At 70.7% G+C, this 18,035-nt stretch carries 20 protein-coding genes; 3 read left to right on the top strand and 17 right to left on the bottom strand.

Annotated features, from left to right (window positions below; genetic code table 11):
* Positions 1–29: 29 nt before the first annotated feature.
* Entirely contained in the window at positions 30–1,238 is a 1,209-nt protein-coding gene (locus ACSQ2D_RS14125) for an MFS transporter (protein ID WP_435986567.1), read from the top strand.
* Positions 1,239–1,369: 131 nt separating this feature from the next.
* Positions 1,370–1,906, top strand: a complete 537-nt coding sequence (locus ACSQ2D_RS14130) for a hypothetical protein (protein ID WP_435986568.1) — start codon at positions 1,370–1,372, stop codon at positions 1,904–1,906.
* A 9-nt stretch (positions 1,907–1,915) separates the two neighbouring features.
* Here ACSQ2D_RS14130 and ACSQ2D_RS14135 read toward each other — a convergent pair.
* Positions 1,916–3,093, bottom strand: a protein-coding gene (locus tag ACSQ2D_RS14135) for an IS3 family transposase (RefSeq protein WP_435985665.1) whose coding sequence is annotated in 2 segments (ribosomal slippage) — positions 1,916–2,806 and positions 2,809–3,093 — 1,176 coding nt in all. Because the reading frame shifts where the segments join, the coding sequence is not laid out codon by codon here.
* Positions 3,094–3,149: 56 nt separating this feature from the next.
* On the opposite strand from ACSQ2D_RS14135, the gene ACSQ2D_RS14140 reads away from it, so the two are divergent.
* On the top strand, positions 3,150–3,488 hold the full coding sequence (locus ACSQ2D_RS14140) for a hypothetical protein (protein WP_435986569.1): 339 nt from the start codon (positions 3,150–3,152) through the stop codon (positions 3,486–3,488).
* Between the two features lie 57 nt (positions 3,489–3,545).
* Here the strand turns inward: ACSQ2D_RS14140 and ACSQ2D_RS14145 are convergent, their stop codons facing one another.
* The 16 genes from ACSQ2D_RS14145 to ACSQ2D_RS14220 all read right to left on the bottom strand — a co-directional run bounded on the left by ACSQ2D_RS14145 (position 3,546) and on the right by ACSQ2D_RS14220 (position 18,033).
* Positions 3,546–5,522 carry a DUF2207 domain-containing protein gene (locus tag ACSQ2D_RS14145; RefSeq protein WP_435986570.1) on the bottom strand — a complete coding sequence of 659 codons (1,977 nt, stop codon included), beginning with the start codon at positions 5,520–5,522 and terminating at the stop codon, positions 3,546–3,548.
* Positions 5,523–5,599: 77 nt separating this feature from the next.
* Positions 5,600–6,073, bottom strand: a complete 474-nt coding sequence (gene smpB, locus ACSQ2D_RS14150; RefSeq protein ID WP_056775785.1) for an SsrA-binding protein SmpB — start codon at positions 6,071–6,073, stop codon at positions 5,600–5,602.
* Between the two features lie 95 nt (positions 6,074–6,168).
* Positions 6,169–7,671: a M23 family metallopeptidase gene (locus tag ACSQ2D_RS14155; RefSeq protein WP_435986571.1), complete on the bottom strand. Its 1,503-nt coding sequence runs from the start codon at positions 7,669–7,671 to the stop codon at positions 6,169–6,171.
* A gap of 146 nt (positions 7,672–7,817) precedes the next feature.
* Positions 7,818–8,723 (bottom strand): permease-like cell division protein FtsX, encoded by a 906-nt coding sequence (gene ftsX, locus ACSQ2D_RS14160; RefSeq protein WP_435986572.1) that lies wholly within the window; start codon positions 8,721–8,723, stop codon positions 7,818–7,820.
* 24 nt (positions 8,724–8,747) lie between these two features.
* Positions 8,748–9,647: a cell division ATP-binding protein FtsE gene (gene ftsE / locus ACSQ2D_RS14165; protein WP_435986573.1), complete on the bottom strand. Its 900-nt coding sequence runs from the start codon at positions 9,645–9,647 to the stop codon at positions 8,748–8,750.
* A 183-nt stretch (positions 9,648–9,830) separates the two neighbouring features.
* The gene (locus ACSQ2D_RS14170; RefSeq protein ID WP_435986574.1) at positions 9,831–10,301 is read right to left on the bottom strand and encodes a hypothetical protein; all 471 of its coding nucleotides are present in this window, start codon (positions 10,299–10,301) and stop codon (positions 9,831–9,833) included.
* Positions 10,302–10,403: 102 nt separating this feature from the next.
* Positions 10,404–11,516 (bottom strand): peptide chain release factor 2, encoded by a 1,113-nt coding sequence (gene prfB / locus ACSQ2D_RS14175; RefSeq protein WP_435986575.1) that lies wholly within the window; start codon positions 11,514–11,516, stop codon positions 10,404–10,406.
* A 171-nt stretch (positions 11,517–11,687) separates the two neighbouring features.
* Complete coding sequence (locus ACSQ2D_RS14180) at positions 11,688–12,206, bottom strand: matrixin family metalloprotease (protein ID WP_435986576.1); 519 nt, start codon at positions 12,204–12,206, stop codon at positions 11,688–11,690.
* 316 nt (positions 12,207–12,522) lie between these two features.
* Entirely contained in the window at positions 12,523–12,981 is a 459-nt protein-coding gene (locus ACSQ2D_RS14185) for a lamin tail domain-containing protein (RefSeq protein WP_435986577.1), read from the bottom strand.
* A gap of 246 nt (positions 12,982–13,227) precedes the next feature.
* Entirely contained in the window at positions 13,228–13,737 is a 510-nt protein-coding gene (locus tag ACSQ2D_RS14190) for a pilus assembly protein TadG-related protein (protein ID WP_435986578.1), read from the bottom strand.
* A complete protein-coding gene (locus tag ACSQ2D_RS14195) occupies positions 13,734–14,165 on the bottom strand; it encodes a pilus assembly protein (protein ID WP_435986579.1) in 432 nt (143 codons plus the stop codon). Before ACSQ2D_RS14195 ends, ACSQ2D_RS14190 begins: the two co-directional genes overlap by 4 nt.
* A 41-nt stretch (positions 14,166–14,206) precedes the next feature.
* Positions 14,207–14,680 carry a TadE/TadG family type IV pilus assembly protein gene (locus tag ACSQ2D_RS14200; protein ID WP_435986580.1) on the bottom strand — a complete coding sequence of 158 codons (474 nt, stop codon included), beginning with the start codon at positions 14,678–14,680 and terminating at the stop codon, positions 14,207–14,209.
* Complete coding sequence (locus ACSQ2D_RS14205; RefSeq protein ID WP_435986581.1) at positions 14,677–14,892, bottom strand: hypothetical protein; 216 nt, start codon at positions 14,890–14,892, stop codon at positions 14,677–14,679. Before ACSQ2D_RS14205 ends, ACSQ2D_RS14200 begins: the two co-directional genes overlap by 4 nt.
* A 62-nt stretch (positions 14,893–14,954) precedes the next feature.
* The gene (locus ACSQ2D_RS14210; RefSeq protein WP_435986582.1) at positions 14,955–15,932 is read right to left on the bottom strand and encodes a type II secretion system F family protein; all 978 of its coding nucleotides are present in this window, start codon (positions 15,930–15,932) and stop codon (positions 14,955–14,957) included.
* Positions 15,929–16,798: a type II secretion system F family protein gene (locus ACSQ2D_RS14215; protein WP_435986583.1), complete on the bottom strand. Its 870-nt coding sequence runs from the start codon at positions 16,796–16,798 to the stop codon at positions 15,929–15,931. Before ACSQ2D_RS14215 ends, ACSQ2D_RS14210 begins: the two co-directional genes overlap by 4 nt.
* Positions 16,795–18,033: a CpaF family protein gene (locus ACSQ2D_RS14220; RefSeq protein ID WP_435986584.1), complete on the bottom strand. Its 1,239-nt coding sequence runs from the start codon at positions 18,031–18,033 to the stop codon at positions 16,795–16,797. The genes ACSQ2D_RS14215 and ACSQ2D_RS14220 overlap by 4 nt, the downstream gene beginning before the upstream one ends.
* Positions 18,034–18,035: the final 2 nt, after the last annotated feature.

The following is an 18,035-nucleotide window of genomic DNA, read 5'->3' on the forward strand; positions in this document are numbered from 1 at the left end:
AAAGAGACTCACTGTGGTCTGATGTCGGGGTGCGCGACCTGCGAGACCTCCCGAGAGTCGTCTGGGTGCTGGCCGCCGGGCGGTTCGTCAGCTCGGCCAGCGCCTTCCTCATGCTCTTCCTCGTGCTCTACCTCACCGGGCCCCGAGGACTCGGGGTCGTGCCGGCCGGCATCATCGCCGGCTCGAACGGCGTCGGAGCGCTCCTCGGGAACGTGACGGGCGGGCGGTTCGGCGACCGCCACGGCCACCGCCGCGTCCTGCTCCTCGCGGCGAGCGTCGTCGGCGTGCTCACGGCACTCATCCCGTGGCAGCCGGTGTGGCTGCTCGCCGTGACGATGCCGGTGACCGGCTACCTCGGGGCCGTCGCCTCCCTCGGGCAGGGTGCACTCGCGGCCCTCGCCGTCCCGGCTGGGTCGCGTCGGTCGTCGGTCGCCGTGAGCCGCGCCGCGTCGAACGCCGGCTTCGTCATCGGCCCTCCCGTCGGAGCACTGCTCGCCGGCCACGGCTACGACACGCTCTTCGTCCTCGACGGCGTCCTCACCCTCGTGCTGCGCCACGTGACGTCGCACTTCCTGCCCGACGACGCGCCGGCGGCGCCCGCACCCGACGCCCCGGCCGGGCTCTGGCGGGCCGTCCGTGGCGATCGCTCGCTCCTGATGCTCCTGCCGGGGGTCGTGCTCGTCGACCTCGTCTACCGTCAGCTCTACTCGACGCTGCCGCTGCACCTGCGTGACCACGGCCAGCCACTGGCGCTCTACACGCTGCTCGTGGCGGTCGGGTCGGGGCTCATCCTCGCCCTCGAGATCCCCGTGGCCCTGTGGCTCCGGGACCGGCCCTCCATCCCCATCATCGCGACCGGATACGCCCTCGTGGCAGTCGGTTTCGTCATCTTCGGGCTGACCTGGCTGGGTGTCGCGGCCGCGGCCGTCGTCGCCATGGTGGTGCTCACCGCCGGCGAGATCCTCTACAAGACGACGGCCACCGCGCACGTGCTCGACGCAGCACCGGCTCACCTCGTCGGGCAGTACCAGGGCCTCTACACCGGCGCCGCGACGAGCGGGACGATGCTCTCCGCGCCGCTGGGCGGGATCGTGTATGCCGCCGCCCCCGGTCTGCTGTGGCCGCTCTGCGGCGTCGTGGCGGGCGTCGGGGCCCTGCTCGCCCTGGCCTCGGCACGGGTCCCGGCGCGGGTGCCCGCGCCGGCGACGCACGAGGCCCGGGCCGCCCGACAGCGCTGAGGGGACACCTTGCGCCGGGCGGTGCCGTGTATCACCGCGCCCTCGCCCGGCACCGAAAGGCACGTCGACCGCGCCCCCGGATCTCGCACTGCCCGGGGCAGGCGATGGCCACCACAACCCTCGGAGGACCCATGCGCGCCATCAGCAAGCTCGCCATCGTCGCGGCCGTCGGCCTCGGCACCGTCGCCGGAGGACTCGGCATCGCCAACGCCGACCCCACGGCCGTCACGAGCACGGCCCCGACTCCCCCGCCGATCCCGGCCGCCGACGAGCCCGTCGCCGCGCAGAGCGCCCTGGCCACGGCGATCGAGCCGAACCCGATGTCGGTGTTCGTGCCGCTCAAGAACTGCCGAGTGGCCGCGACGGCCACCGCCGGCGGGAAGATCCCGAACGGCGCGACGCGCAACTTCCAGGTCACCGGCACGACCGGCTTCCCGGCCCAGGGCGGCACGTCCGGCGGGTGCGGGGTCCCCAGCTATGCCACGGCGGTGAGCGCGCGCCTGTCGTCGGCCTTCGCGGACGCGAACGGGGTGTTCGTCATGTATCCGACCGGAGCTCCCGTCGGGCAGGGCAGCCTCTACTACGCCAAGGGGGTCAACGTCACCACCGCCGGCACCGCCCAGATCGGCACAGGCGGCAAGGTCAGGGTCTGCTGCACGGACGGGTGACAGTTTCGGTTAGGCCACCTGCGTGGCGGTTGTCGTCATGATCAACTCGTATTCGACCGGGGTCAACCGCCCGAGCCGAGGCTGTCTCCGGCGGCGGTGATAGGTGCGTTCGATCCAGGTGACGATCGCGATCCGCAACTGCTCGCGGGTCGCCCACGCGCGACGGTTCAGGACGTTCTTCTGCAGCAGCGCGAAGAACGACTCCATGGCTGCGTTGTCACCGGCCGCCCCGACCCGGCCCATCGAGCCGACCATGCCGTGACGGTGGAGCTGGTGGACCAGTTTTCTGGACCGGAACTGCGACCCGCGGTCCGTGTGCAGGACACATCCGGCCACGTCCGCGCCGTCAGCGTGGCGTCGGGCGACGGCGTTGTCCAGGGCTGCGACGGCGAGGGAGGACTTCATCCGTGAGTCGATCGAGTAGCCGACGATGCGGTTGGAGTAGACGTCCTTGATCGCGCACAGGTAGAGCTTGCCCTCGCCGGTCCAGTGCTCGGTGATGTCGGACAGCCACAGCCGATTCGGGGCGGGCGCGGTGAAGTCGCGCTCGACCAGGTCGTCGTGCACCGGCGGTCCCGGCGTCTTGCCGTTGCGGCCGCGCTTCTTGCCGAACGCGGACCACCAACCCTGCTGCGAGCACAGCTTCCACGCGGTCCGTTCGGCCATCGCCTGCCCGGCGTCGCGGGCCTCGTCGAGCAGGAACCGGTAGCCGAACTCCGGGTCGTCGCGGTGGGCGTCGAACAACGCGTTCGCCCGGTAGGCCGCGGTCAGCTCGGTGTCGGTGATCGGGTTGGCCAGCCAGCGGTAGTAGGGCTGGCGGGCGATCTTCAGCACCCGGCACGTCACCGTGACGGGGATCCCGTCGCCGGCGAGCTCGCGGACGAGCGGGTACATCATTTTCCCGGCAGGTGCGCCTGCGAGAGATAGGCGGCCGCGCGGCGCAGGACCTCGTTCTCCTGCTCGAGAAGCTTGATCCGCTTGTTCGCCTCCCGAAGCGCCTCGGACTCATTGGAGGTCCGGGCCGGGCTCGCAGCGCTGGCCGAGCGTCGTTCATCGATCGTCAGCCACCGCTTCAGGCACGACGGCGAGATGCCGAAGTCCTTCGCGACCTGGGCCACGGAGGCATCCGACTCCTTGAAGACCCGGATCACGTCCTCGCGGAACTCGTTGGGAAACGCCTTGGGCATGGTGCACATCCTTCCAGCGCCGACACACATCGACGCAGATCAGATGTCACCTATCCGTGCAGCAGTCCCTCACGATCAAGAACACCCTCGGACCGGCGCACCTGGCCATCGACGTCAACGGCTACTACACGCCCCAGATCCAGGGCCACGTCGAGCTCGACGGCACGCTCACCTCCGGCACGCCCCTGCTGACCAACAGCGCCCGCATCGCCACGGGCACCTACCAGGTCACCACCGCCCGGAACGTCAGCACGTGTGCCGCCCACGCGGACCCCGACGGGTCCGGCGGCTACATCGCCAGCGCGGTCCCCTCCGGGAACACGGTGACGATCTACACGTACGCGGTCTCGGGCACTCCGACCAACATCCGCTTCACCCTCAGCATCACCTGCTGAGACGGCGGAGCTCGACGGGGCCGGCGGGAGACCGCCGGCCCCGTCGTCGCCGCTGACCTACCACGAGCCGGACGACGAACCGCCGCCACCACCACCGGAGAAGCCGCCTCCGCCTGAGAACCCGGACGAGCCGGACGATCCCGGCGTCGAGGTGAAGGTGCCCGTCGACGTCGTCGAGAAGGAGTCGACGCCGTCGGCGATGCTCGTGAAGTCGGGGAACGCGTTGCCGCTCCAGACGTACCACGTCGGCATCACGAGCGGACGGTTCGCGGCCTCGGCCGCCCTCGCGACGTCGGCGAACGTGCTGGCCCAGCGGTCCGCGACACCGAAGACGACGGCATACGGGAGGTACCGGCTGAAGATGTTGGACGCCTCCTCGAACTCGATCTGCCCGGCCTCGGCGGTCGTGAGGTACTCCTTGAAGCCGAGGGACTGGGCGAGCACCGCCGAGCCCTCGGCGGTCTTGGCGGCCATCCGCCCGCCGAGGATCCAGACGATGAGGCCCGCGACGACGAGGCCGATGCCGAGGGCGACCCCGCCACCGAAGCTGCCGCCGAGGATCGCCCTGATCGCGGGGCGGCCGTAGAAGAGCATGAGGCCGCCGAGCACGGCGATGACGAGCCCGAGACCCTGCCACGCGCTGCGCTGGGTCTGGGGTGAGGACCGGAACCAGCCACGCGTCACGACCTCCTCGTACATCCCGGCCTGGATGCGCTTGAGGGTGCTCGCGAAGGTGTTCTTCAGCTCCGAGAGGCGCACGACGTCGCCTCGGCTGGCGAAGATGCCGTCGAGCAGCTGGCGCTCGTAGGGCAGCAGCCGCTCGTCCGGGGGTGGCGCGAGCCGGGTCAGCGTCCAGTCCGTGCGGGTGAACACTCCCCCGCCGCCGCTCTCCTCGATGCGGATGAAGCCGCGCACCGCGAGGTCGATGACCGTGGCCGAGACGTCGATGGGGTTGGCGGTCTCGTCGATGATGGTGCCGACCATGCCCGGCTGCACGCCCTTCGGCGGCTGGAACTGGACCGCGACGGTGGACGACCCGCCGCGCATGGTGGTGGCACTCGGGGTCCCGTCGCCCGTGGCGCCGGTGCCGTAGGCGGGCGAGAGGCCCGGCGTGAGGTCGGCGTAGCGCTCGTCGCGGCCGCGGGTCCACACGAGGGTCCCCATGACGGCCAGCGCGAGGACGGGGGCTCCCACGCCGCCCACCCAGGCGGCGGCGTTGGCGGCCGGTGCCGCGTCGGAGCCGATCGTCGAGCCGGAGTCGCCCTCGCGCACGTCGGCGCGCACGTTGTCGAACGCCGAGGCGGGGTAGGAGGCGAGCACCGACATGGCCTCGCCTGCGGTCAGACCGCTCGCGGAGAAGCGGGCCGGGTCGCCGGCCGTCGCCTGGCAGGGCGTGTCGGACCGGTTGACACCCTGGTAGCAGGCCACCTGGCTCGGGGTCGCCGGCGCCTTGACGGTGATCGACACCCGGTCCCGGGCGGTCATCTCGTTGGTCCCGAAGACGTTGTAGTAGAGCTCGACGGTGGCGGCCTGGCTCGAGTCGGGGGCGGGCTTGCCGTCGGCGGTGATCGGGTTGAGCACGTCGTGCAGGGTGTAGCTGACGGTGTAGACCTGCGTGCCGCTCGTGAGCTCGTCGGCCGAGCCGATCCGGATCTCCTTGGCGGCACCGTTGTCGCTGACGCGGAAGGCGTCCGGTGCGCCGCTCGGGCTCGACACGGCGACGTCGGTGAGGTCGTAGTAGCGGTAGCGGTTCTCCTCGCCGTTCCACCCCATCCGGACGACGATGTCGCGGAAGATCCCGTGCCGCTCCTCACCGCTCGGGAAGCGCCAGGTGATCGTCTCGGTGACCTTCATGCTGCCGTCGGGCTGCAGGTCGTAGACCGCGGCGAAGGAGTCCATGCCCTCGTCGGCGGCGGCCTGTGCGCCGGACGCCGGGGCGAGCAGGAACAGTGCGGCCGCCAGGAGCAGTGCCAGCACGCCGACGCGCCGGGCGCGGGTCACGCTCGATCGGGTCGATCCGGTCGGTCCAGCCATCGGGGTCCCTCCACGTCGTTGGTCCCTGCATCCTGACACCGGACGCGGGATCGGGGCCCGTGGTTCCGGTCGGAGGGTCAGCGCCGGCGGTTGGCCGCGCTCATCGCCCGGTCGGCCTCGCGGTTGTCCTGGCGCTCGCGCAGCGCATGGCGCTTGTCGTACTCCTTCTTGCCGGTCGCGATCGCGATCTCCACCTTGGCGCGGCCGTCCTTGAAGTAGAGGGCCAGCGGCACGATGGTGCGCCCGCTCTCACGGGTCTTGTGCGCGATCTTCGTCAGCTCTGCGCGGTGCAGGAGCAGCTTGCGCTTGCGGCGCGGCGCGTGGTTGTTCCACGTGCCGTTGAGGTACTCGGGGATGTGGACGTTCTCGAGGTAGAGCTCGTCGCCGGTGAACATGGCGAAGCCGTCGACGAGCGACGCGCGCCCCATCCGCAGCGCCTTGACCTCGGTGCCGGAGAGGACGATGCCCGCCTCGAAGGTGTCGTCGATGAGGTAGTCGTGTCGGGCCTTGCGGTTGCTCGCGATGAGCGACCGCCCCTTCTCCTTGGGCACCGGACCGTCCTTCCGCCTACTGGGTGTGTGGTCAGCGCACCAACGCTACCCCGAAGGGACCCTCGGCTCAGAGTCGGTTTTGTCCGCGTGCCGGCTCAGAGCCACTTGCGCGGGTTGACCGGCGTCCCGTCCTCGTAGGTGCCGAAGTGCAGGTGGCAGCCCGTCGAGTAGCCGGTCGTGCCGGAGTAGCCGATGAGCTGGCCACGCCTCACGCTGCCGCCGAACTTCACGATGCTCGACAGGTGGTTGTAGCTCGTGACGAGGTCGACGCCCCGGTGGATGCCGTGGTCGATGAGGACCTGGTTGCCCCAGCCGCTCGCGCGCCAGCCGGCGCGGATGACCTCGCCGGGCGCCGCGGCATACACCGGGGTGCCGCAGGCGATGCCCCAGTCGAGACCGTCGTGGAGCATCCACTTCTGGAGCACGGGGTGCCACCGCATGCCGAAGCCGGACGTCGTCGGGCCGATGGCCGGGTAGCTGAGGTAGTTCGAGGGCGTCGGGTCGCTCTGCACCGGCGGCGGGGTCTTGGGGATGTAGACCTGGCCGCGCTTCTTGGCGGCCGCGGCCTTGGCCCGCTCGGCGCGGATCTTGGCGGCGCGCTCGGCGCGCAGCTTGGCCTGGCGCTTCTGCTCCGCGATCCGGGCCTGGCGGGCCCGCTCGACGAGGATGGCCTGCAGGCGGGACGACTCTGCGCGGGCGGCGGCGAGGTCGGCGGCCTCGCTCTTCTTCTGCACGGCGAGGTCGGCGGTGTAGGCCGACTGCTTCGACTTCAGCTGGTCGAGCTGGGTCTTGGCGGCGGCGGCGTTCTGCGTTGCGGTGACGGCGTTGTTCTTGGCGATGATCGCCTGGTTCTTGGCCTGGGTGGCTGCCGCGGCCGCAGCCTCGGCGCCACGCAGCGCGGCCTCGGCCTGGCGCTTGAGCTCGGCGATCTCGCCCCGCACCGACGTGAGGTAGGAGCGGGTCGAGGTGTTGTCGGCCGTCATCGCGGCGAGCTTGTCGATGGTGTCGCTGGCGACCGCGCTCGCGGTGTCGGCCATGACGAGCCGGTTGGCGAAGTCCTCCGGCGAGGTGGAGCCGAAGACCATCCCGAGCTGGGACTCCTGGCCGGACCCCTGGAAGACCTCGGCGGCATACGAGTCGAGGGCGTCCTGGCTGCTGACGAGGTCGGCCCCGCTCTTGGCGAGCTGCTCCTTGGCGCGCTGCTCGTTGGCCTGGGCCACGGCGAGCTTCTGGGCCACGGCCTCGTTGTGCGCGCGGGCCTTGGCCTCGGCGGCGATCGCCCTGGCCTCGGTGGCCTCGGCCGCGACCTGGGCGGCCTGGGCGCGCATCTGGGCCGCCTGGGCCGAGGCGACCCGCTGCTGGGCGATCGGGAGCGCGGCGTTGGTGCGCTGGAGGTTGACGTAGGCGCGCGCGAGCGCGGCGTTCGTGCCCTCGAGCTGCTGGCCGAGCGACGCGATCTTCTGGTCGTTGCGCTTCTTCTGGTCCGACACCGAGTCGGCACGGGCGACGAGCGCCGAACCCAGGGAGACGGAGCACGCGATGACGAGCCCTGCGGCCGTCAGTCGGGTCGCGGGTCCGCTCGTCTCAGAACGCCTCATGAGCCACATATGCTCCATTGGTACCACACGTCACTCGCGTTGGGGAGAGTTCGTCATGATCAGGGCCGAATGCCGGCCCGGGACAGCATGCGACGGCGCCCGATCGCCCCGGGGCGAATTCGGGAAATCTTGCAGTTCGGGCCGGGTCAGACGCGCAGGTAGCGGCGCAGCGTCACCCAGGACGTCAGGCTCGAGAGCACGATGACGCCGAGGATGACGAACGGCGCGACGTAGTAGACGTCCGCGACCCCGATGAACGCCGTGTCGGTCAGGGTCTGGCTCAGGAAGCCGACGACGCCGTAGCGCACCGTCGCCCAGAGCATCCCCATCGCCAGGACCGCCCCGAGCACGCTCGACAGGACGGTCTCCATGACGAAGGGGAAGCGGATCGTGAAGTTCGAGGCACCGACCAGCCGCATGATGCCCGTCTCGCGCCGGCGGCTGAAGGCGGTCTGGCGGATGGTCGTCGAGATGAGCATGACGGCGGCGAGCACCATGAGCGAGGACAGCGCGATCGCTGCCCAGGACACGGTGTTCATGAAGGTGAAGAACTTCTCGAGGAGCTTCTTCTGGTCCTGGACGTCGGCCACGCCGGGCATGCCCTTGATCGAGCTCGCGACGACGTCGAACTTGCCGGCGTCGTTGAGGTTCACCCGGTAGGAGTCGGCGAAGTAGGACTCCCCCGCCCGCGCGAGCGGCGAGTTCTTGTAGGTCTGCTTGAACCGCTCGTACGCCTCGTCGCGCGACTCGTAGTAGACCTCCTTGACCGTCGGCTTGAGGGCCTCGAGCTCGGCCTTGATCGCCGTGCGCTGGGCGTCGGTCGTCGCCTCGCCCGCGCAGTTGGTGAAGCGGGTCTTCTCGGCGCAGAGCATGACCGTGACCTGGACGCGGTCGTACCAGTAGTCCTTCATGGTGTCGACCTGCCGCTGGCCCATGAGGCCGAGGCCGAGGAGGTACATCGAGATCATCGTGACGATGACGACCGAGACGGCCATAGAGAGGTTGCGTCGGAGGCCGTTGCCGATCTCGCCGAGGAGGAACTGGAATCGCATGTCGTGTCTCGCTTCGTCTCGCGCTCAGCGGTCGCTCGTCTGGACGGCCTTGTGCCGCCGGAAGATTCCGCCCTTGCTGCGTGGCGCGTCGGCGTCGCGCCCGATGGGCGGCAGCCCGTCCGGCTCGTCGTCCGTGTCGTATGCCGTGGGGTCCCCGTCGTCGTAGCCGTCGGACACCTCGGGCTCGACCGCGCGGCGCGGCGCCTCGGCCTCCTCGTCGAGCCGGATGCGCGGGATGGAGCCGGTCGTGTAGTCGCCGGCCTCCATGTCGCTGACGAGCACGCCACGGTCGAGGCGGATGACGCGCTTGCGCATGGCGTTGACGGTGACGGTGTCGTGGGTGGCCATGACGACGGTCGTGCCGGTGCGGTTGATGCGGTCGAGCAGCTGGACGATGCCCAGGCTCGTGTCGGGGTCGAGGTTGCCGGTGGGCTCGTCGGCGAGGAGGATCGGCGGCCGGTTGACGAAGGCGCGGGCGATGGCGACGCGCTGCTGCTCGCCACCCGAGAGCTGGTGGGGCAGGCGCTTCTCCATGCCGGCGAGGCCCACCAGCTCGAGCGTCTCGGGCACCGTCTGGCGGATGCGGGCGCGGCTGCTGCCGAGGACCTGGAGGGCGTAGGCGACGTTCTGGAAGACCGTCTTGTTGGGCAGCAGGCGGAAGTCCTGGAAGACACAGCCGATCTCGCGGCGCAGGGCCGGGACCTTGCGCTCGGGCAGGCGGTCGAGGTCACGCCCGGCGACGAGGATGCGGCCGCGGGAGACGTCCTGCTCCTTCATGACGAGCTGCATCATCGTCGACTTGCCGGAGCCGGACGTGCCGACGACGAAGGCGAACTCGCCGCGCGGGATCTCGAGGCTGACGTCGTCCAGGGCCGGACGAGTCGTCCGCGGGTAGGTCTTCGTGACGTTCTCGAAGAGGATCATGCGACGGGCCTCGACTCGTACTGGACATCAGCTGGGCATCAGCGGGACAGCGGCTGGGCCGGGAGGCACGTGACGGCATACGCCGGCGTGCACAGGGCCGGCTCCGAGGCTACGGGCCGACAGGCGAAACCCCCGGAAAACGGCTGGGCCCGGCGTGGCGGCGTGCTGCGCCCGTCCGGACGCTCAGCAGACGAGCGTCGTGAGGCCCTGGGCCGACTCCGAGCCGGCGCGGTAGAGCTTGCCCCAGCCCTGCGTGCAGAGCGAGGTCGTGCGCACCGGCGTCGAGTAGCTCAGCTGCTGGCGGTTGGCGCTCGAGGTGAAGCCGCGGGTCTCGGGCTCGCCGCGGACGGCGACCCCGGAGTACGAGCGGTAGGCGAAGCCCCGCGCGTGGTACTGGTCCCAGACGTAGACGGACGCGAAGTTCATCCACGCCGAACCGCGGGAGTCGCTGCACCACCCGATGTACTGGCGGACCGTGAAGGCGGACATCCCGAGGTCGGAGACGACCTTCCGGTCGCCGATCTGGCGGACGCTGCTGCACGGCTGGGACGCGCTGCTGGTGGCGGCCGACGCCGCGGGAGCCAGCCCGACGGCGACGACGGCGGCCGCGACGAGCGCGGCGAGGGTCATGACGAGACGGTGGAGGGGTGACATGGGTGGAACCTCTCGAGCGGGAGCCGTCGGGTGGAGCCGACGACGCGACCCTACGAGGGCTGCGGCCGGCGCGCCCGCCGAAAGCCGAGATCGCCCGAGATGTCAGTCCTCGCGGCGGTTCTCACCGATCTGCCACCGGATGCCGGCCTCGATGAAGCCGTCGATGTCGCCGTCGAAGACCGCGCTCGGGTTGCCGGTCTCGAACTCGGTGCGCAGGTCCTTGACCATCTGGTACGGGTTGAGCACGTAGGAGCGCATCTGGTCTCCCCAGCTCGCCTTGACGTCGCCCGCCATCTCCTTCTTGACCGCGGCCTCCTCGGCCTTGCGCTGCAGGAGCAGACGCGACTGGAGCACGCGCAGGGCGGCGGCGCGGTTCTGGATCTGGCTCTTCTCGTTCTGCATCGAGACGACGATGCCGGTCGGGATGTGCGTCATGCGCACCGCCGAGTCGGTCGTGTTGACGCTCTGGCCGCCGGGACCGCTCGAGCGGAAGACGTCGACCTTGAGCTCGTTCTCGGGGATCTCGACCGAGTCGTCGCTCTCGATGAGCGGGATGACCTCGACCGCGGCGAAGCTCGTCTGGCGACGGCCCTGGTTGTCGAACGGGCTGATCCGGACGAGGCGGTGAGTGCCGGCCTCGACGGAGAGGTGGCCGAAGGCGTACGGCACGTTGACCTCGAAGGTGGCGGACTTGAGGCCGGCCTCCTCGGCGTACGAGGTGTCCATGACCTTCGTCGGGTAGCCGTGGCGCTCGGCCCAGCGGAGGTACATCCGCATGAGCATCTCGGCGAAGTCGGCGGCGTCGACGCCACCCGCGCCGGCGCGGATCGTGACGACGGCCTCACGCTCGTCGTACTCCCCCGAAAGCAGGGTGCGGACCTCGAGCTCGCCGACGTCCTTCTTCAGCGTGGCCAGGTCGCGCTCGGCCTCCTCGAGGGTGGCGGCGTCGCTCTCCTCCTGGCCCATCTCGACGAGGGTCTCGAGATCCTCGATGCGGGCGTCCATCCCGAGGATGCGGTCGCGCTCGGAGTTGGCGCGGGACAGGGCGCTCGTCACCTGCTGGGCCGCGTCGGGGTCGTCCCACAGGTCGGGGGCGGAGGCCTGCTGCTCGAGCTCGTCGATGGTCCGGGCGAGCTCGTCGAGGTTCGTGACCCCGCGCACGGAGTCCATCGTCGCGCGCAGGTCCTTGATCTCTTGCGTGAAGTCAACAGCCACGATGGAACAGCCTACGGCAGCAGCGAGCCGCGTCGCGCACGCCGGGCTCCGCTCCGGCGCCGCCACCCACCCCGCGGATGAGGTTGCTGGGACGCGCATCGGGCCCACGACATACGCCGTGGACCCGATGTGGTTGCGGTGCAAGCTCCCCCGAGCAGTGGTGCGGGTCGATCAGTAGTTGCCGCCCATCCACTGGATGTCCTGGCCCGAGGGCCGCGTCATGGCGGTCCCGGAGCTCGTCGCCGCGTACATGACGCTCTTGAGGTTCGACGAGTGCGGCAGGCCGCCGCAGTGGCCGAGCTCGTGGATGGCCATGTGCTCGGAGTAGACCTCGTTGGCGAAGGCCGGGCCGAGCTTGACCGTGCAGCCGGTGATGACGGCGCCGCTCGTGACGAGCGAGGCCTCGCCGATCGCGCCGCTCAGCGGCTGCTCCGGGAGCACCTTGATGTTGGCCCTGGTGGCGTCGGTCGTCATGCTGACGTTCCAGCCGGACTTGCGCCACTCCGTGACGGCCTCGGCGACCTTGAACCTCGTGTTGGTGCCGGTCGCGTCGTAGACGAGGGCCGGGCTGCTCCAGTGGCCCCAGTAGGCCGGGTTGACGGTCGGGCTGGGCTTGGCGGCCTGCGAGGGCGCGGCCGCGCCGACGGCGAGACCGATGGCTGCGAGGACGACGAAGATGATCCGCTTCATGTGCCTTCTCCTGCTGTGGGGGATGTGCTGGGGGCTCAGGACTGATGGGGCTCCATGCGGTGTGTTCGGACAGACGCCGAGACCACCCGTGGGGTAGGTGGTCTCGAGGGGATTGGCGCTGTTTGTCCAAATTATCGACTTCGTGGCGTAATGAGACCTTTTTGACGATCTCTTGACCTTTACTGGCGGGTTGCTGGGACAACTCCCAGTTCCGCGGGCACGACGAAGGCCCGCCCCCCGGGGTGCGGGGGCGGGCCTTCGTCGTGCGCTGTCCTCGTGCGAGGCGGGTCGTGCCGGGCGGGCGGGGCGGGCTGGCTCAGCAGTACTTCGCGGTGCCGCCGCCGCTCCATGCACACGTGTCGACCGTCGTGCCCGAGGCGTTCTTGAGGTATGCCGTGTCGCCCGAGTTGTTCCAGACGTACCAGGTCTTGTTGTAGTAGCGGTGCGTCGACGTCGCCGACCCGCGGCCGGTGTGGACCGTCACGGTGGCGCCGGCCTTGAGGGTGAAGGTCGGGAACCGGTAGGTGTAGCCGGTCTTGTCGCGCAGGGTCCAGCCGGTGAGGACGCGGTTGCTGCGCGTCGTGTTCTTGATGACGACGTACTCGGCGTTGAGGCTCGTGTTGCTGCCGGTGTCGGAGCCGGGCGAGTCGTACTGGACCTTGTAGATCATGATCGCCGGCAGGGCCTGGGCCGAGCTCGCGGCGGCGATGGGGGCGGCCACGGCGAAGCCGAGTCCCGCGGTGGCCACGAGGGCCTTGGTGATGAACGTGCGCATGCTTCCCTGTCTGTCGTCGCGGCCCCGTGGCCGCGGCACGTGCGGATGGCGCCGCCCGAGGGGCGGCGCCATCACTCCCTGTCTCGACGCGCCACGCCGCCGGGCCTTCGACGTGCTGGGCGGTGCGGGCGTCGTCAGCGGACGCTAGTGCGGATCCACCTGTCGCGTGAGCGTTTTGGGGTTTTTGCGTCGTTGCTGCGCGGGCCGTCCGCGGGCCGGAGTGCGACGGACGTCGTCAGACTCACGTCACCCGAGCGGAGCGCGGGCCCGCGACGTCACGGTGATGGTGACGCTGCCCCCGAGCGACTCGAGGACCCAACCGCTCATCGGCAGGGTCGCCGTGCCCTGGATCGTGACGACGGCGGTCGCACCGTCACTCGTTCCGGTGTCGGGGACCACCGACCAGGACGTGATGCCCGACGGCAGCGGCGTGCGTGCCAGGTGCGCGGCAGCCGCGTCGGCCACGGACTCGTCGGTGAGGGCGAGCTGGTCGAGGACGCCACCCTCGTAGGCAGCGCGCTCGTCGAGGGCGTCAGCGGCGTCGAGTGCCGCGGAGTCGGCAGCGTCGAGCAGGCGCATCCGCGCGAGCTGGGCCGCCGTGACGTCGACGGCCCCCAGGACCAGGAGTGCCGCGAGCACGAAAAGGCCGAGGGCGAGCACGCCGATCTGGCCGTCGTCGCCCGCTCGACGGTGAGCCGACCGGGAGCGGAGCCGACGGTGGACGCGCCGGAGGCGGACGGCATACGTGCTCGTCATCGCGCCACGAACCGGTCGACCGAGGCGACGTGCGTCGACGTGATGGTGACGGAGGCCGGGACGTGGGCCGCGATGAAGTCCGGTACGAGCGGGAGCTGGACCTCGATGGACGCGGTGGAGGTGACCGTTCCGTCGGGGCGCAGGCACGGGGAGCCGTCGCACATCACCGAGACGGCCGCGCCGTCCTCGAAGGAGAAGTCGGCGAAGGCGAGCTGGGCCGCTGCGCGGGCCCGGGCGTAGCCGTCGTCGTCGGACGGCGCCGTGACGAAGGCCCGGCCGGCCTCCCGGCCTGCCAGCGACGCCGAGAACGACGCAGCCTGCAGGCGGGCCGCCGTGAGCACGAGGTAGGTCAGCGGCAGCAGGAGCAGGATGCCGAGGAAGATGAACTCGAGGATGGCGCGGCCGGCCTCGCCGTCGGTCCGGGTCACGGCTCGGCCGGCGGCCCTGGTAACGACGTCCTGCGGCCGGATCATCGACTCGCTCCGGCCGTGACCTGCTCCTCGCTGAAGGCGCGGCCGGACACCGTGAGCGCACCCGCCGGCCCGACCGGACCGATCACGGGCAGAGGTGCCGTCACGCGGACCTCGACCACGCGCACTCCCGAGGCGGTCACGGAGCGGGTGGCGCTCACGTCCTGGGCGAACGTCGAGCTCAGCGCCGAGGTGATCAGCGCCTCGGTGCGCGCGATGCCGTCACCGGGCTGCGCATCGGCTCGAGCGCCGTAGCGGGCGCCCTCGGACGCAGCCGAGATGAGCGTGTTGCGCACGTAGAGCGCCAGACCGAGCTGGAAGACCCCGAGCGCCACGAACAGCAGGAGCGCCGCCACCATCACGAACTCCGCGATGGCGGAGCCGCGCTCGCGGTCCGCGGCCGTCGTCGAGCGGCGCTCCAGACGAGCCAGGACCGACCCGGGGCTCGGCACGGCCGGGCCGACGAGCCTCACGGGCCCTTGACGTCCGAGATGGCGTCGCTGAAGAGCTGCCCCAGCTGGGGGCCGGCGAGGGCCCAGAGCGCGGTGACGAGACCGGCGGTCATGATCGTGATGAGGACCCAGCCGGGGACGTCGCCGCGGTCACGAGGGCCGGCGATCCGACGCGACACGACGGTCGCGACGGCTGCCAAGACTCGGGTGTGGGCCGTGATGATGCGGTTCATTCTCTTTCTCCCTGTGTCGGATTCGTGCCGGATTGCGGTGAGGACACTCGGTGGCCCGGGTGTCAGAGCTTGAGGTGGAGGAAGCTGAGTCCTGGGTAGAGCGCGAAGAGCACCGTCACCGGCAGCGTGAGGAAGACGATCGGGACCATCATGTAGATCTCCTTCTTCCCGCCCTCCTCCATGAGCGTGCGTCGCCCGTCCTCGCGGACGTCCTGCGCCTGGGCCCGGAGCACGTCGGCAAGAGGCGTTCCGCGCTCGACCGCGACGACGATGCCGTCGACGAAGCGGGTCAGGCTCATCAGCCCGGTGCGGTCGGCGAGGCCTTGGAGCGCCGTGGGCAGGTTGGCCCCCGCGCGTGCGTCGGCCAGGCACCGGCGCAGCTCGTCGGACAGCTCTCCGCGGGAGAGACGGCAGACGCGTTCGAGCGCGCCGACGGCTCCTTCTCCTGCGCTGACCGCCAGTGCGAGCAGCTCGGCGACGGTGGGGAACTCGGTGAGCATGCGAGCCTCGCGCCGGACCGCGGCACGGCTGAGGAGGTAGTCGCGCCCGGCGATGCCGCCGAGCACGCCGACGAGCACCATCGACACGAGGACCGGCACCGGGAAACGTCGTTGCGCGACGGCGACGACGGCGGTGAAGACGAGCCCACCGAGTGCCCCGATCGCCCCGAACATGACCTGCTCGGCGCGGAAGCGGTCGACGTCCGCGGCCTGGCCGGCCCGCAGCTGACGACGGACCACGGAGGGGGCACCACCGACGAGCGAGCCGACCCCGGACCCCAGCCGGGCCACGTAGGGGGCGAGCAGCTCGCCGAAGCCGAACGGCCCACGAGGAGGAGCCGGCCGGGCGAGCAACGTCGACGGGCGCGGGGTGTCACGCAGGTAGGGCTCCAGGCGGTCGTCGAGAGTCGGGCGACGGCTCGCCGGCAGACCGGCGATGACGAGTGCGAGACCCGCGACGACGAGCACACCGGCCGTCGCGCCCGCCCACGACCACCCCTCGCCGAGGAGCTCGCCGAGTCGACCCGTCAACCCGTTCACCGCAGGACCCGCTCTTCCTCGGGAAGCCGACCGATCCAGACCATGACCCGGTAGGCCACGACGCAGAGGCCGGCGCCGACCGCGAGGACGGCCCAGCCGGTGGGCGACGAGTAGGCCGCGAGCGAGCTGCCGTTGAGGGCGAGCAGACCGAGGATGACCCAGGGCGCGAAAGCCGCGAGGCGGGCCGCGTTGACCGTCCAGCTCTGCCGGGTCTCGAGCTCGGAGCGGGTGCGGGCGTCCTCCCGCAGGAACGACGAGAGCGTGCGCAGCAGCTTCCCGAGGTCGCTGCCACCCACCTCGCGGGCGATCCGGAGCGACTCGACGATCCGGTCACCGACCGGGTCGCTGAGCCGGTCCTTGAGACGGTCGAGGCAGTCATGGAACCGACCCGTCGTCCGGTAGTCCTCCGCGAACGCGGCGAAGGCGGGACGCAGCTCGGCCGGACCGCGGACGGCGAGCTGAGAGAGCGCCTCGGGCAACGCCAGTCCCGCTCGCACACCCGACGTGATGTTGTCGACGACGTCGGGCCACAGGTCACGGAGCTTGTTGCGGCGCTTGCGCGCCCGCATCCGCACGAGCGACAGCGGGATCGCGCCGGCCATGAGGGCGAAGCACAGCGAGATCGGCACGACCCGTGTCAGGGCGAGGACCATGACGAACGCGATGACGAAGAGGACGACCGATCCGACGACGACGTTGCCGGGTGTGACCGAGGAGTAGCCGGCCTGGGTGAGGTGGTCACGCAGCTCGACCGTGAAACCGCCCTTGCCGGTCTTCGCGCGCGCGGGCTCCTGCGGCCAGAACGACCAGTAGACGAAGAAGACGCCGACGCCGAGCACCAGGCCGACGACCAACGGCGAGATCATGAGCTCGCCTGCCCGAGAAGGGCCGCCACGTCGTACCCGGCCCGCTCGAAGGCCTCTCGGTGGGGTGGGAACCCGTCGGCGCGTCTCAGAGCACCGTCACGCGTGACGAAGAGGTCGGCGATCTCGATGACGTCGCCCTCGGCCCGTCCCGGGACGGCGACGATCTCGCGGACCCGCCGGACGCCGTCACGCTCGAGGGCCACGTGGACGACGACGTCGACCGCGGCCGCCACCGTCGGCACGACGAACCGGCTCGACACGTTCTCACCGGCGAGGAGAGGCAGCGTGCACATCTTCGTGACGGCCTCGCGAGCGCTGTTGGCGTGCACGGTGCACATGCCGGGCACGCCGCTGTTCAGGGCGATGAGCAGGTCGAGGCTCTCCTCCTGCCTGACCTCGCCGACGATGATCCGCGACGGACGCATCCGCAGCGCCTCCTTGACGAGGCGGCGTAGCGGGACCTCCCCGGTGCCCTCGAGACTGGGCTGACGGCACTGCATGGCGGCCACGTCACGCTGCGGGATCTTCAGCTCGAAGACCTCCTCGCACGTGACGATGCGCTCACGCGGCGGGATGGCAGCGGCGAGGCAGTTGAGGAGGGTCGTCTTGCCCGCCTGGGTGCCTCCGGCCACGAGCACGTTGAGGCCGCTCGCGACCGCGGCCTCGAGGAAGGTGGCCGCCTGTCGTGGCATCGTGCCGAGCCGGACGAGGTCGTCGAGGTGGTCTGCCTTGACGACGAACTTGCGGATGTTGACCTGCCAGTGGGCCCGGCTGATGTCGGGGATGACGACGTGCAGCCGCGAGCCGTCGGTGAGCGTCGCGTCGACGAACGGGCTGCTGAGGTCGACGCGACGGCCGCTGCTCTTGAGCATGCGCTCGACGAGGTCGCGCACGTCGTCCGCCGTGAGGATCGTCGGGGTCAGCTCGGCGATACCGCCGCGGGCCACGAACACCCGCGAGGGCTCGTTGATCCAGATCTCCTCGACCGTGGGGTCGTCGAAGTACTGCTGGAGCGGACCGTAGCCGGCGACGACCGCGAGGATGGAGTGGACCGCCAGGCGCTGGTCGCCGAGCGACGGCAGCCCCCCGTGGAGGGAGCGCTCGTCGTAGTCCTGGACGGCGTCCTGGACGAGGCGGCGGACGGCCTTGGCGTCGCTGGCGGGATCGAGACCCGAGCGACGGATCAGCTCACGGACCTCGCCCTCGACGTGGCGCACCGCTTCCTGTGTGGACATGC

Origin of the sequence: Terrabacter sp. LjRoot27, assembly GCF_964254175.1 — a bacterium.
Classification (GTDB): Bacteria; Actinomycetota; Actinomycetes; order Actinomycetales; family Dermatophilaceae; genus Terrabacter.

Bases quoted from the DNA above. Each gene is read 5' to 3' on its own strand.
- ACSQ2D_RS14130 (WP_435986568.1), top strand. From the start codon at position 1,370: ATGCGCGCCATCAGCAAGCTCGCCATCGTCGCGGCCGTCGGCCTCGGC.
- ACSQ2D_RS14145 (WP_435986570.1), bottom strand. From the start codon at position 5,522: ATGGCTGGACCGACCGGATCGACCCGATCGAGCGTGACCCGCGCCCGG.
- ACSQ2D_RS14155 (WP_435986571.1), bottom strand. From the start codon at position 7,671: ATGAGGCGTTCTGAGACGAGCGGACCCGCGACCCGACTGACGGCCGCA.
- ftsX (WP_435986572.1), bottom strand. From the start codon at position 8,723: ATGCGATTCCAGTTCCTCCTCGGCGAGATCGGCAACGGCCTCCGACGC.
- ftsE (WP_435986573.1), bottom strand. From the start codon at position 9,647: ATGATCCTCTTCGAGAACGTCACGAAGACCTACCCGCGGACGACTCGT.
- ACSQ2D_RS14170 (WP_435986574.1), bottom strand. From the start codon at position 10,301: ATGTCACCCCTCCACCGTCTCGTCATGACCCTCGCCGCGCTCGTCGCG.
- ACSQ2D_RS14180 (WP_435986576.1), bottom strand. From the start codon at position 12,206: ATGAAGCGGATCATCTTCGTCGTCCTCGCAGCCATCGGTCTCGCCGTC.
- ACSQ2D_RS14185 (WP_435986577.1), bottom strand. From the start codon at position 12,981: ATGCGCACGTTCATCACCAAGGCCCTCGTGGCCACCGCGGGACTCGGC.
- ACSQ2D_RS14190 (WP_435986578.1), bottom strand. From the start codon at position 13,737: ATGACGAGCACGTATGCCGTCCGCCTCCGGCGCGTCCACCGTCGGCTC.
- ACSQ2D_RS14205 (WP_435986581.1), bottom strand. From the start codon at position 14,892: ATGAACCGCATCATCACGGCCCACACCCGAGTCTTGGCAGCCGTCGCG.
- ACSQ2D_RS14215 (WP_435986583.1), bottom strand. From the start codon at position 16,798: ATGATCTCGCCGTTGGTCGTCGGCCTGGTGCTCGGCGTCGGCGTCTTC.
- ACSQ2D_RS14220 (WP_435986584.1), bottom strand. From the start codon at position 18,033: ATGTCCACACAGGAAGCGGTGCGCCACGTCGAGGGCGAGGTCCGTGAG.